We start from the raw sequence: 12,882 nt of genomic DNA, 5'->3' as shown, positions 1-12,882 counted from the left end.
ACTTAGTTTAACGAATCGGTTGGGATTTGGTGAATCAGCGAATCCAGCCGGGGAAGATCATACTTCAGGACTTTGCACGTGACGCGGGTTCCCCGATCGCTGTTCGGAGCCGTCCGAATGGGTGATGAATTAGGCGCGACCTTGTTGAAAAACATCTTTTCGGTTTTGTAAAGACCGCCATTGTCTTTGTAATAACTGACCTGAACCGCCACCGAAGGAAACGGAAACGCGCTGGCATTGTTGAGTTGAACCCGCACGTTTTTGATGCCTCCCAGCAGGCCCACGTTGAGATCCAGGACCTCGGCATTGAGTTCTTTTCCGGCGGCTGCCACCTCCGCCCGCAGTTGCTCCCGGCGTTTGGTTTCCTCGGCCAGCCGCAGTTGCAGGGTGTCTACGCCGGGCAGCGGAGCCGAAACCGCCGGGTCCTGATTCGGGACCCCGGCAACGGTCGAATCCGTGGGCGTCCGTAACGTCTCCAGCGGTTTGGACCCAAAATCGGTGATAACAAAATACAGTCCGGCCAGTCCGAGCACGATTACCGCGCCCAAAACCACCCATTTCAAACCATTTCCGGACGGTTTTGGGGAAACCGGAGAAATGACGGGTTCCACCGGCCCGGGGGCCGGCTGTTCGCTGAAGGGGACGGTTTTTTGTGGTTCACGGTCCGGAAGCGCCGGGGCTGATACGGTTTTTCGAACACTCTGCCCCGCCCGCCCGGCCTGCAAATAGGTCAGTTCGGCCTGCTTCAGTTGCCACGTCAGCTCGTCCGGATCGCTCAGCCGTTCCCCCGCTTTTTTCTGCAAAAGGCCCTGCAGCAAATCCGTGAACGGAACCAGCGCCGGGTCCTGATTCGAGACGATCAAAGCCGGGGGCGCATCGTTCAGCACTTTGTTCATGAAGGTGACGATGCCCGAATGATCGGCCAGGGCGAACGGCACGCTTCCGTGCAGGCATTCGTAGAGCACCACGCCCAGCGAATAATAGTCCGTGGCCGCATTGACGTTCTTCGGATCGTTGAACTGCTCGGGCGAGGCATATTCGTAGGTCATCAGCGACTGCCCCGTCAGCGTGCTCGACTGTTCGTGCAGCCGGGCGACGCCAAAATCCGTCAGCAGAAAATGCAGTTCGCCACTCGGCAACGGGCGGTAGAGAATGTTTTCGGGTTTGATGTCGCGGTGGACAATGCCCTGCGGGTGAATGGCTTTGAAAGCTTCGGCCATTTGCAGCCCCAGCCGGATGAGGGTCGGAACGCCCACCCGGTTTTGACCGGTAAGAAGGTTTTTCAGGCTACCGCCCTCAATCAGCTCCATCACGATGTAGGGCAGCTCGGCTTCCAGTTGCACTTCCCGCACCTTGACCACGTTGGGGTGGGCGATGCTGGTCATGATGGCCGACTCCCGCTGAAACCGCCGGAGCGTTTCGGCATCGGTATTGAGGGCAAAGTGTTTGATGGCCACCAGATCGCCCGATGCCAGGTGACGCGCCTTCAGAACGCGGGCGTTGCTACGTCCTAACTCGCTCAGCACTTCGTAGCCGGGAAAACGGGTATCAAATCGAATCGTGGCCATTAACGACGGGGAGCTGGGGTAGAAACCGGTAAATTCTGTACGGAAACGCCAAAAACCGTATTGCGAAACGTGTCCTGCCGAACAGCCGCGCTAACGGGCACGTCGACGTTGCGAAAGTACACATTGGAAAGCTGCATCCTGGTGTCGCGCGTGGTTTCGATGCCGGTTTTAAAACCGCTGATCAGAATATTTTCCAGGTGCGCCGGGCCCGACCGCAGGACCCGCAGCGCCACCGCAGCCCGGGCCGTATCGGCCGGCAGAAAAACCGCCAGGCGAGCGTCCCCCACGATCCGCAGCAACGAATCGGTCAGCAGCAGCGGTTTTTCAATCCGAAACGTATCGGCGGGCAAGGTCAGTTGATGGTCGGGAGTTCGGTAGGCGGCCTGCACCAGCGAATCCAGCCGGGAAGTCGGCGCTACGAATGCCGTGTCGGGCAAACGGCTGACGGCGGGCAAGCGGTCGGCGCCGGTTTCGGCGTGCAGACTCGAAGGCTGGTCCTGGTACCACCAGATTCCGGCCACCACGCCGACCAGCAGCAAACCCAGAACAAGCCATAAACCGCCCGAACGGCGCGGAGCCGGTTTTGCCGGGGGCGCAGCGGTTTCGGGAACAACCGGCGAAACCGGTTTTGACGGGGCGGTTTTACCGGCCTTCGTTGCGACGGCGGACTCACCGGCGGGTGCGTTGTTCTGCGCCAGCACCACCGTAATGTTATCGTTTCCGCCTTGCTGATTGGCCACCCGAATCAGTTCGGCGGCCTGGGCTTCGAGGGACAGATTCCGGCCCAAAACCGCCCGGATCTGGGCCTGCGTGATCATATCCGTCAGGCCGTCGCTGCACAACAGGAGCTGGTCGCCCGGTTCAAAACCGGTTTCGCCCGACTCCAGAAAATCCGGATCATCGACCCGGTGCGCCAGCGAGCCCACATCCCGCAAAATCTCGTTTCGGCGCGGGTGCTGCATGGCTTCGGTTTCGGTCAGCTCGTTGGCGTCTTCCCGAATCCCGACCAGCGAATGATCGCGCGTCAGTTTTTCAAGCACGCCCTGCCGAAACCGGTACATTCGGGTGTCGCCCACGTGCACAAAGTACACTTTCCGCAACCGGCTATCGACCAGGGCGGTGGTCAGCACGCAGGCCATCTGCGCCAGGGGCGGGTTTTGCTGGCGTTCCTTGTGAATTTGATTGTTGGCAAACACTACGGCTTCGCGCAGCATCGACAGCGGATCGCCGTTGGGCGTGGCCATATACTGCTCAATCGACTCCTTCGCGATGGCGGCTGCCCGGTCGCCCCCGGCATAGCCCCCCACACCGTCGATGGCCGCCAGCAGGGCGCTGGTTTCCGACCAGATCGGTGAGCAGATAAACGTATCCTGGTTGTCTTTTCGGCGTTGGCCGACATCGGTCTGTCCGGCGATTCCTAACGAATTCATTCAGAAATGGGAAACGGAAATTAAGTAAATGGCTTAGTAAGGCAACACCCAGAACGAACGGTTGTTTCCCTTACCGGGGTAAATCCTGAAAATGCCGGATCACCAGAAACCCGACAAACAGGAGCAAGACGACGACCAGCAGCGCATCTATCATACTTATTAAAGCGTACGTTGAAAGTTGAGGGTGACCATGCTATTGAGTAAAATCTGGGCGTTGTCCGGGAGCGGATGCCACTGCGGATTCGCCGGTTCGCTGCGCGGAATCAGCCGTTCGTTCACCCGGGTTTCGTTGCGGCTGAACGAAGCAATCTGAAACGCCTGGCCCTCGTCGTTAAAGCGAATCCGGGCGTGCGGATTGGAAACGTAGGCCGACTCGATCAGCAGGTAATTCGGAAAATGCTGGTTGTCGGTTTCCTTGCGGGCCACCACAATTTCGCGGTCGCGCATCGGATAAACCGCTTCCTTGTTCAATTCCGCGATGTAGTACTCGATCTGGGCCAGACCGACCGGGGCGTTCACGCTGCGGGGCAGAACCGGGGCGTTGCGGGTGGCCGGGTCCGGAGCCGACGGACGGTGGCTGGCCGGGGCGGTCGGTTCAAAGGCAAACTTGACGACAAAAGCGCCCGGTTCGCGAAAATCGATGTGCTGAAAGGTGTGCAGGTCGACGTCTACTTTTTCGTAGCGGTTCGTTTGCTTCACCCGGCGCGTGACGCGCACACTGTCCGAGGAGGCAACGGGCGCATGGCCCGGCAGAATCCCCGTCAGGGCCCCCACCACTTTGACATCGCCCGGATTGACGGTTTCGCCACCAAACTCCCGGCCCCCGCCAAATTTAAAAAACCAGGCCGACGCCACCGGAGCGACCTGCGAAAACCGTTCTTTCTGCGTTTTAATAACCGCCTGGAAAGCCGTGACGGCTTCGTTGACAATCACCGGAAAGGCATTCTGGCGTTCCTCGTAGGCATCCGGGTGCAAAATGATTAGAAAGTGCGCGTTGAACAGCATGCTGCTCCCGACGGACTCCCGGTTGATGGAATCCTCGAACGAGGCTATCAGCTCGTTTAAAATCTGGGTGTTAGTGACTTTGGAAGCGGAAGTAATCGGTATCTGGCTGGCCGGAACTAACAAGTTACTTAATTTGCCGAGCCAGCCGCTGGGTTGATCTGCCATGTGTGAACGCCAATGAGATGGTTCCTTCCCCCTTAAACGCTAAAGGGAAAAGTTTTCTTTTGGTTTTTTAAAATATGTTACCAATTGGTCGATCAGGCAACACGTTGGAGAATGAACCGGCTGGCTTATTTACCCCTTGCGGTACGAGGTTGGGGTCTGGTGATAAAACTCCCGAAAGACCTTGGTGAAATACGACGGCGATTCAAAACCGACCAGATACGCCGTCTCGGCCGCACTGTGCCCCAGCCGCAGCAAATCAATGGCCTTGCGAAGCCGGTACTGCCGAATCAGCTCCACCGGCGACAGGTGCGTCAGGTTGTGCACTTTCAGGTAGAGCGCCTTGCGGCTCATCGCCAGCTCATCGGCCAGCCATTCCACACTGAGCGTCGAGTCATCCAGGTGTTCTTCAATCAGCGTATACACCTTCCGCAAAAATTCGTCGCCGACGCTCTGCAGCGGGTTGGCGCTGTCGGGCTGGGCCAGTTGCTGGCGGTAATACTCCCGCAGCCGCTGCTGGTGGCTCAGCAGATTCCGCAACCGCAGCCGCAGTTCGCCCAGGTGAAAGGGTTTGGTCAGGAAATCATTCGCGCCCAGGGTCAGTCCGCGCAACCGGTGGGTTTCTTCCGCGCTCGCCGACAGCAGCATAATGGCAATGTGGTCGGTGGCCGGGTCGGATTTCAGGCGCTCGATCAAACCGTGTCCGTCCAGGCGCGGCATCATCAGGTCGGTGATGATGATGGAAGGCAGTTCTTCCTTGGCCAGCACCCAGCCTTCGTAGCCGTTGGTGGCCGACCGGACCCGGTAGGTCGTCGCCAGTTCGGCCACCATAAACTCCCGCAGTTCGGCGTTGTCTTCCACGACCAGCACCAGGGGTGGAGAATCGGTCAGCCCCGGCACGGTATTTCCCGATGACCCACCCGCCTGCGCGGGCAGGTCGATGACCACCGAGGGCGCTTCCAACCCCGGGGTTTCGTCTTCCGCGCCCGTGCGCTGAATGGGTAGATCGACCCGAAAAACCGTCCCCGATTCGCCGGAATCGTCGCCAATGCGGCTTTCAACCTCCACGGTTCCGCCCATTCGCAGCGCCAGCTCCCGGACCAGCGCCAGGCTGATGCCCGTGGTGTCGTTGGCCCGGATGCGCAGGTTGTCGCCCTGGTAGTACCGGTCAAAGACGTGCGGTAATTTGTGCGCGCTAATGCCAATGCCGGTGTCCCGCACGCTCAGCCGGGCGCCCGTAGCGGTCTGATGCAGGGAAACGCGGATGGTTCCGACTGACGTAAACCGGATGGCGTTGGTGAGCAGGTTGAACAGAATCGTTTCCCACTTGGCCGCATCGAAGCGGTAATTGCCCGTCGGCAGATCCGTCTCGTATTCCAGCGCCAGGTTTTTGAGGTCCGTCGAGGGGCGGAACAGGTCCACCAGCTGCTCGACGAAGGCGGGCAAATTGCCAACCTGTTCGACCAGTTCCACCTGCCGGGCTTCGAGTTGTTCGATGGCCAGCAACTGGTTGATGAGTCGCAGAATCTGCCGGGCATTCCGCCGAACGGTCGACAGGGGCTGGTGCAGATGATCGGGCAGATCATCGGTTTCCAGCAGCTTATCGACCGGGGAGATGATCAACGACAACGGACTGCGCAGTTCGTGGGTGATGTTGGTAAAAAACCGGGTTTTCATTGCATCGACGGCCTTCAGCTCCTGCGTTTCCCGCAACTGATGCACGTACCGGCGGCCCTTTTCGATGGTCGCTTCCAGGTCGTCGAAGTTGATCGGTTTGGTAAGGAAGTCGAAGGCGCCCCGGTTCATGGCGGTCCGGATGGTGGTCATGTCGCTGTAGGCCGTGAGCATCACCGTCGGCACGCCGGAATGAGCCTGGGAAATTCGGTCCAGCAGGCTCAGGCCATCCATGTCGGGCATGTTGACATCGGTCAGCAGCAGGTCAACATCGGGTTGCTCGTCCAGAATCTGCAACGCCTGCCGGCCGCTTTGGGCAAACACAAACTCGTACGTACCGGTTTGAATGGCCCGGCGAAACCGCTGCCGGAAAAGCGTTTCCAGGTCGGCTTCGTCGTCAACCAGAAGTATTTTGGTTTTCATTCCTCATTAAGTTTGAGTCACCGGAAGGCCCGGTGTGGTCACCCTTGCCCCATTCCTTTCCGGTTTGGCGGCTAACCGAAGGGCTAAAGTACAAAAGGATTGGGGACCTGAATCGTCCGGTCGGTTTAAATCTGTCGGAAACCGGGTGTCCCGGGGCGGGGCGGTTTTCACGACCCGTCGCCAACCGGCCGGTAGGCGACGGGTCAGCCCCGCTGGCTAGTTGATGGCGATGAGTCGGGGCGCCACGGAGGCATGAGTCGCGGCCAGGGTCACTTCCCGCGTCGTGGTTTCCAGGCCGTTGGTGATTTCGACCCGATACAACCCGTCGGGCAGGGCGCTGACATCCAGACGCAACCGGGTTGCTTCCCGGCGTTTGCCGATTTTATGATACAGGAGTTCGACCCCCGCGCTGTTCACCAGTCGAATCCTGACGGTGCCGCCGGTTTGTTTCCGCAGCGCAATCTGGAGCTTGCCTTCGGAAGTCGTGTAAATACCCGTTTGGAAGGCAGCCGCTTTTTTGGGCCCTCCAATCGGTTTGTGGGTTTCGGCCTGAGCCCGGGAGAAGCAACCCAGTGTCAGGGCGACGAGCAGGAAGTTGACGAGCGTTTTCATGGCGGTAAAGTTTGCAGTGTTGTTCGGTTTTGGATGAATCAAAGGTCCGCAACGGGGCGCCAAAAGCCTGTCACAAATGGGTCAATCGCTGCTATTTTTGGGAAAGGTCGCTGAAAACCGGCATCTGCTTTATTTCCTACAGCCATAAAACCGCCCTTTTTTGCGCCTTTACCCAGAAGATACTGACGAAGCAACGCAATCAGTCTGCGGCCCAGCAGCCGTCCGATGGAATGCCGGAGCCGGATGTAGCAGATCAAATCGATGTACGCTTGCCAGCAATCCGAAAGACGGGAATCAGGCCGGTTTTTTGCCAGAGCGGCAAAACAGGTTCAACGGTTCAGGCCCATTCAAATTCAGTCTTTCGATCAAAAATCACGGAATTCAGGGACGAAAAATTCACGGAAATCGGTGATTTTTCCGGCTTGCCAATGCGAGACCTTTGCCGGGTCTTTATCCGATCGGGTTTCTGGCGGCTATTGGGGAAGCGCCCCGGCGATTGCCTTACCCGGTTTTCAGGACAAAACCGGTTCAGTACGCTAAACAAGAACGAAAATGAACAAAATCAATGCTTGCCAGCCGCTTGGCGGTCTCTGGCTTTTTTTAGCCATCAATCTGAGCGCGTGTTCCGATCACCTGGAACCCAGCTCGTCGCCCGTGGAGCACATCCGGCAAAGCGAACAACTCAGCATTCCGGCGACCGTTGATCTCCCGGCGAATGCCCCCCAAGGGAACACGCGGGTAGCCACTTATTTTGCGGAAGGGGTGCAGAAATACAAGGCCCAGGCCAAAGCGGGGAGCGATCCGCTTACCTACGAATGGGTGTTTGTGGCGCCGGAAGCCCGCTTGTACGACGCCACCAACGCCCAGGTCGGAACGCACTTCGCGGGACCAACCTGGCAATTAGCCAATCAGGATCAGGTGATCGGACAAGCCTATTCGCCGGCGAAAACCGCCAGCCTGGACCCCAAAAGCATCGACTGGCTGCTATTAATGCCTAAACCGGGCACCGTCGCCAGCGGTATTTTCCAGCAGGTGGAATTCATTCAGCGCATTGCCACCACGGGCGGAAAAGCCCCCGCCACCCTACCGGCCACGGCCACCGAAACCGTTGAGGTTCCCTACACGGCCGTGTATCGCTTCTCGAAACGAACGCTTTGACCACCGCCCGGGCTTGATGCCGATTCATAGATCAAGAAGGGAGGAGTGAGAAATGTAAATCGGATGCTTCGTTACTGCCTTTGGTAGCAAGAGCTTCCTTCGGGAAATGTTGCCAGGAGTTCCCACAAAAACCGGGTCGTGAAGAAGCCTGGCTGGTTAGCCTAACTCATTCACGACCCGGTTTTTAAAAAGTGTTTTTTCTTTAAAGCAACGGCTTCTGCGTCTAGCGCGAAAGCGTCAGGGAGCGGGTAAATTTCCGGCCATCGCTGAGCCGAATGCTGTAGAAATAAGTACCGCTTGGCAAGTCTTTATTCCGATCACGCCCGTTCCAGTCGTTTTGATAGTCTTTTGATTCGTAAATCACGGTACCATTCCGGTCGAAAATGGTCACTTCAGCCCGCAGCCCACCCAGGTTACGGAGCACAAAATTATCGTTCGTTCCGTCGTTATTGGGCGAAAAACCTTCGGGTATCGCCACCTCACCCGCCACCTCCGGATTGGCCCCGGAGCACAAAGCCGCCAGCGACGGAATGGTCAGGCTTTCAAACACGCCACCCGCCTTTACCAGGTGAATGTCATAGTCGAAAGCAGTCCCATTTTTCTTTAGCACCACTTCGCTCAGGCCCGTCACCGGAAACGATTTGTCGTCGTGCCACTCAATGACCGTTCCGGCTTTCTCCTTCGGATTGACCAGATCGAATTGCAGGGTGGCAACGGGCAGCCAGGCTGCGTTCACCGGCGAAGCGTTTTCATCCGAGCCACTGTAAAAAACATTCAGGGAGACAATTCCCTGGGTGCTGCGCTCCACCGAACCGTTCAAGGTGATCGGCGAATAGTTTTCACTGGCTTTTTCGCCCAGGCTGGTAAAATTCTGCTGTTCAACGATTTCCGGTTTTTTCAATACGCGACTATCGTACGAAAAGCGAAAATTGGCGTTGCCCATCAAAAAAGAACTGGCGTCGTCGTGGGCTTTCAATTCGACCGTTACCAGCACTTTCTGATTACCACAGTCGGCCTTTTTGAGTTGCAACCGGACGTCGAAACGACCCTTTTGCGCTTCAGCAAAAAAAGGAATGCACAGCACCCAAAAAAAGAAAACCCGTTTCATATGTATTGCTTTTTCGTTCAGTCCCTTCAGGTTGGATCCGTCAGTTCCGATGGCTTTAGCCGCCAGACCCGCGAAAGCCTTTTCCAACCCGTGCTTATATAGACTGCCCCCGCCGAAAAAAGTCACATCGTTTCGCGTCCGATTCAAAATGAGCTTCGTGAAATTGCATTCACCCGGCGTCATTCTACCCCCAGGTGGTCAGTTACCTACCGGAAAATGCCGAAATGGCGCCCTATTGAAGAACATTTTCCGAAATTCGGTGCGCCGGCTGATCGGAAGATTCGATTTTTCCGTAAACTTAGGCGTCCATTTTTTGTCCTTATGCAGCGCTTTACCGCTTTTCTGCTTTTCGTTTCAATCCTGAATACCGCCCTGGCCCAAACCGCCCCCCGTCTGGTGGTTCGCACGAAACTAAACCACGTAAGCCTGTACGTGAACAACGAACGCGGAAATTTCAATGGCATCAACGAGCTGCCAAGCCCGTTTTCCTACGATTTTGGAACCGACCAGGCCACCACGCCATTTGCGATCGTTACCGAACAGGATTCCGTCGCGCTGCCCCTCCAACACGGCGTCAAAACCACCTGGCTGATCATCCGCGAAGCCAAGGGCGACACGCTTACCTGTTCGTTCAGCGCGCACAAACTGGTCAAACCGGCCACGTTTACGGACGCTTACAAAACTGAAAATCAGGGCAAAACCATCGTTCAGATTCCGGAGGTCTACGAATTGATCAACGTTCTCTTCGCTTTGACCAACTACGGCAAGACCGATGCCATCCACAAAAATACCGACTACTACCGCGCGGTGATGGCCCACTTTTCGCCCTTCGGACAACACGCGGCCGTCCGCACCATGGATTCGCTGCTGACGAAATCGCAGGATCTTTACGCCCCGCTGAAAATGGACAGTTACGCGTATGCCTTCACCGGCGATCAGATTCGGAAAACCGGGGTTTACGACCGTGTTAGCTGGGGCGAAACCAACGTGCTCGAACCGTACATTCCGCTGCTGGAAGCGTTTGCCCAGAAAACCGGGTTTCGGGCCTTTTTCCAAAACCATACCGCTTATTATACAGGTCTGATCAAGGATTACGAGGAGAATATCGACGTGGCCACGATGAAGCGCTGGCTCGAAAAGCAGTTTCCGCGCACCCGCTATTCGGCCGTCAAGGTGCTGTTTACGCCCCTGGTCGGCTGGAATCAATCGGCGAACAATTTCAGCGACAACGGTTTTACAGAGGCCCAGGCCCACGTCAATTTTCCGTTTGTCAACAAAACCGCCCCCCAGCAACCGGCCGCGATCACCCAGGCCGGACGGATGCTAATCGTTTTTACGGAGCTCAACCACAGCTACCTGAATCCGGAAGCCGATCAGTATTCGAAAGAAATTGCCGTTGCCTACAAGGATCTGTCGAACTGGATCACGCCCGGAAAACCGTCGGCTAATTACAACAATCCGCTCAGCTGTTTTGAAGAATACATGAACTACGGGCTGGTGACCCTGCTGTATGCCGACCTGTTCGACAAACCCACGTTTGAAACGCTCAAAGCCAAGCTAGAGCAAAACATGGTGACGGGCCGGGGATTCAAGCAGTTCCGGGCGTTCGATGAGGAGCTGTTAAAGTTGTACCAAAACCGGAATCCGGGGCAGACCGTCGCCGACTTGTACCCCGCCCTTATTGCGTGGGCTGGTCGGCAATAAGCCCAAACTCGCTCAATGCGCGGGGAAAGTTGCGGCCCTCGTGCCCGGAGCGACTCAGCTTTACCAGTGCAAACCGCTGCATGACGTCCAGGTGCATCCACTGCGTGAGCGACAAAGGCGGACAGCCCCATTCGGCGGTTTTTTGCTGCACCTCAGCGGGGACCTCGCCCAGCTGCTCCCAACCGGCATCGACCGGCGGCAAGTCGCTGACGGTTTTCTGGCACCGTTCGGCCACGCGTTCCAGCAAATACTGCCGGTAGTGCGCGATTTCCAAAACCGTGTGACAGGGCCGGACCGCCAGCTCCCGCTTTTCGGCCCCGCTCAGCTTCACCCATTCGGGCAATTTCAGCTTCAGTCCGCAGGTATCGAGCTTGTACCGCACGATCATGGGAATACACCGGAACGTATCGACAAAATCGGTTTCAAAAGCGAAAAAGACGGTTTCAACGGCTTGTGGTTTCATGAGTCAACGCATAAAAGATATAAAGAGCGAAAAAGTGTTCGACCAGCCTATTCAATCCATTTTGATCAGGGCAAGCGTTACCTCCACCAGCTCAGGTTTCGGGGCGTCGCAGGTCGAACAGCCATAATCAGCCGGCAGATTTTCGAACGGAACGCCCGCCGGAATACCGTTGCGTTCGTCGCCGTACTGCGGATCATAGACGGTAAAACAGTGCGGACACTGGTGCACCCGGTTTTCGGGTTCGACCGCCAACTCGGCCGGCTCGGTTTCCGGCCGTACGGTTTTTCCATTTTCCAGCAGCCGGCGGTTGTTGAATTTCCGGCACAGCCGGTCGATCTGGTTGGGCACAAATGCCTTGAGCAGCCCTTTCTCAAAGCGGAAATACGTGCGGCTGTTCGGGTTAAAGTTTTCGGTAAAATACAGATCGTAGACGCTGACTAACGCCAGTTGCCCAATTTTCAGCAAGGGCCGTTTGCGAACCAGAATGGACCCGAACACCTCAGATTTGGGCCGTGTCTGCACGCCAAAACAAAGCCCGAAGGTGCGCGTATCGTGTTTGCCGAAATACCGGATGATGTCGTTTTTCAGGTGAAGTCCTTCGTCGGTATGGTCTTCGGTTTGCCAGGCCAGTTCGTTGGCCGCGTGCCGGACGTTGATGTTGTGTTTACCCAGCACGTACGACCACAGGGCCCGGTCTTTTTCTTCAATGCCTTTCACAATCAACGATTTCCAGGGCGTTACGCAGATTTCGCCCATGCGGGTTTTGAGGCATAACGCGCAGAGATCCAGCAGAAAATCCACCGAAAACTGCTCATCCCGCCGGTAAAGTCCGAGCCACGACCGCTGCCCGTAGCGGTTGAACCCCTCGTAATACGGCAGCGAAAATTCCGGCAGTTCCACTTCCTGCGTCGCGGGCTGCGTAATGAACGCTTTTCGATGCGCCACCAGGGCGTACAGGGTTTCTTCGTCCAGCGAAGTACCGGCGTTCCACCCCTCCAGCAGCGCCGTTTCCACGGCTTTCGCCAGTCGCCCCAAGTCGTTGGTATAGATCAGGTCCGGCCAGCGAAAAACCGTATTGCTCTGCTTCGGACGGACGTACAAATACCAGAAGTGCGGTTCGGGCGAGGCAATGAAGTTCAGATTGCCCGTGAAAAACGGCGTAAAACTCTGGCTCGAATCCGACAGGTTAACCTTCAGGCGGGGCGGTTCGTCAAACTGATCCAAGACCGTGTGATACTCGCTTTCCCGCAACCAGGCTCCCGTCCGGAAAACGTCCTCCCCGCAGTACGAACTGATGATATTCGGGTGCTGATCGGTATTGACTTCATAGCGCACCGGCTGCGGTTTCAGCTCCTTTTCCAGAGCCCGCAAATCTTCGTAATGGACCGTCATCAACAACTGCTGGCGCGCCCCAAACCGCACCTGCCGAACGTTGGCGCCGTGGGCCGCCGTCAACACCTGCTGCAACGCACCGGGCGACACAATCCCCGCGGGGATGTTGATTTTCAAGGTATAATAATCCCTCATTTTTAAATGATGAGTTATGAATGATAAACGATGACTGGTTTTTATCTG

The 12,882-nt window shown here is 56.8% G+C and carries 10 protein-coding genes; 2 read left to right on the top strand and 8 right to left on the bottom strand.

Annotation, left to right across the window (positions count from 1 at the left end; genetic code table 11):
* Positions 1-2 precede the first annotated feature (2 nt).
* The 5 genes from ACYVHX_RS05710 to ACYVHX_RS05690 form a co-directional block, all read right to left on the bottom strand.
* Positions 3-1,568, bottom strand: a complete 1,566-nt coding sequence (locus tag ACYVHX_RS05710; protein WP_460670663.1) for a serine/threonine protein kinase — start codon at positions 1,566-1,568, stop codon at positions 3-5.
* On the bottom strand, positions 1,568-2,998 hold the full coding sequence (locus tag ACYVHX_RS05705) for a PP2C family protein-serine/threonine phosphatase (RefSeq protein WP_460670662.1): 1,431 nt from the start codon (positions 2,996-2,998) through the stop codon (positions 1,568-1,570). The genes ACYVHX_RS05710 and ACYVHX_RS05705 overlap by 1 nt, the downstream gene beginning before the upstream one ends.
* A 159-nt stretch (positions 2,999-3,157) precedes the next feature.
* Positions 3,158-4,168, bottom strand: coding sequence for an FHA domain-containing protein (locus ACYVHX_RS05700; RefSeq protein WP_460670661.1), 1,011 nt, complete (start codon positions 4,166-4,168; stop codon positions 3,158-3,160).
* 129 nt (positions 4,169-4,297) lie between these two features.
* On the bottom strand, positions 4,298-6,262 hold the full coding sequence (locus ACYVHX_RS05695) for a hybrid sensor histidine kinase/response regulator transcription factor (protein WP_460670660.1): 1,965 nt from the start codon (positions 6,260-6,262) through the stop codon (positions 4,298-4,300).
* Positions 6,263-6,478: 216 nt separating this feature from the next.
* The gene (locus tag ACYVHX_RS05690) at positions 6,479-6,874 is read right to left on the bottom strand and encodes a hypothetical protein (RefSeq protein ID WP_460670659.1); all 396 of its coding nucleotides are present in this window, start codon (positions 6,872-6,874) and stop codon (positions 6,479-6,481) included.
* 552 nt (positions 6,875-7,426) lie between these two features.
* On the opposite strand from ACYVHX_RS05690, the gene ACYVHX_RS05685 reads away from it, so the two are divergent.
* Complete coding sequence (locus tag ACYVHX_RS05685) at positions 7,427-8,032, top strand: DUF3455 domain-containing protein (RefSeq protein ID WP_460670658.1); 606 nt, start codon at positions 7,427-7,429, stop codon at positions 8,030-8,032.
* 223 nt (positions 8,033-8,255) lie between these two features.
* On the opposite strand, the gene ACYVHX_RS05680 is transcribed toward ACYVHX_RS05685, so the two are convergent.
* Positions 8,256-9,140: a gliding motility-associated C-terminal domain-containing protein gene (locus ACYVHX_RS05680; protein ID WP_460670657.1), complete on the bottom strand. Its 885-nt coding sequence runs from the start codon at positions 9,138-9,140 to the stop codon at positions 8,256-8,258.
* A 321-nt stretch (positions 9,141-9,461) separates the two neighbouring features.
* Between ACYVHX_RS05680 and ACYVHX_RS05675 the strand changes: the two genes are divergently transcribed.
* Positions 9,462-10,844: a DUF4932 domain-containing protein gene (locus tag ACYVHX_RS05675; RefSeq protein WP_460670656.1), complete on the top strand. Its 1,383-nt coding sequence runs from the start codon at positions 9,462-9,464 to the stop codon at positions 10,842-10,844.
* Here ACYVHX_RS05675 and ACYVHX_RS05670 read toward each other — a convergent pair.
* Both ACYVHX_RS05670 and ACYVHX_RS05665 read right to left on the bottom strand, forming a co-directional pair.
* Positions 10,819-11,307, bottom strand: a complete 489-nt coding sequence (locus ACYVHX_RS05670) for a nitrate reductase associated protein (RefSeq protein ID WP_460670655.1) — start codon at positions 11,305-11,307, stop codon at positions 10,819-10,821. The genes ACYVHX_RS05675 and ACYVHX_RS05670 overlap by 26 nt on opposite strands.
* Before the next feature lie 51 nt (positions 11,308-11,358).
* Complete coding sequence (locus ACYVHX_RS05665; RefSeq protein ID WP_460670654.1) at positions 11,359-12,834, bottom strand: rubredoxin; 1,476 nt, start codon at positions 12,832-12,834, stop codon at positions 11,359-11,361.
* Positions 12,835-12,882 lie beyond the last annotated feature (48 nt).

It is taken from the genome of Larkinella ripae (assembly GCF_054780775.1).
This window is presented reverse-complemented; position numbering and strand designations above follow the sequence as displayed.

What these genes read in the sequence shown, in the direction of transcription:
- ACYVHX_RS05670 (WP_460670655.1), bottom strand. Translation starts at nt 11,307, where the DNA reads ATGAAACCACAAGCCGTTGAAACCGTCTTTTTCGCTTTTGAAACCGAT.
- ACYVHX_RS05690 (WP_460670659.1), bottom strand. Translation starts at nt 6,874, where the DNA reads ATGAAAACGCTCGTCAACTTCCTGCTCGTCGCCCTGACACTGGGTTGC.
- ACYVHX_RS05710 (WP_460670663.1), bottom strand. Translation starts at nt 1,568, where the DNA reads ATGGCCACGATTCGATTTGATACCCGTTTTCCCGGCTACGAAGTGCTG.
- ACYVHX_RS05665 (WP_460670654.1), bottom strand. Translation starts at nt 12,834, where the DNA reads ATGAGGGATTATTATACCTTGAAAATCAACATCCCCGCGGGGATTGTG.
- ACYVHX_RS05695 (WP_460670660.1), bottom strand. Translation starts at nt 6,262, where the DNA reads ATGAAAACCAAAATACTTCTGGTTGACGACGAAGCCGACCTGGAAACG.
- ACYVHX_RS05675 (WP_460670656.1), top strand. Translation starts at nt 9,462, where the DNA reads ATGCAGCGCTTTACCGCTTTTCTGCTTTTCGTTTCAATCCTGAATACC.
- ACYVHX_RS05705 (WP_460670662.1), bottom strand. Translation starts at nt 2,998, where the DNA reads ATGAATTCGTTAGGAATCGCCGGACAGACCGATGTCGGCCAACGCCGA.
- ACYVHX_RS05685 (WP_460670658.1), top strand. Translation starts at nt 7,427, where the DNA reads ATGAACAAAATCAATGCTTGCCAGCCGCTTGGCGGTCTCTGGCTTTTT.
- ACYVHX_RS05680 (WP_460670657.1), bottom strand. Translation starts at nt 9,140, where the DNA reads ATGAAACGGGTTTTCTTTTTTTGGGTGCTGTGCATTCCTTTTTTTGCT.
- ACYVHX_RS05700 (WP_460670661.1), bottom strand. Translation starts at nt 4,168, where the DNA reads ATGGCAGATCAACCCAGCGGCTGGCTCGGCAAATTAAGTAACTTGTTA.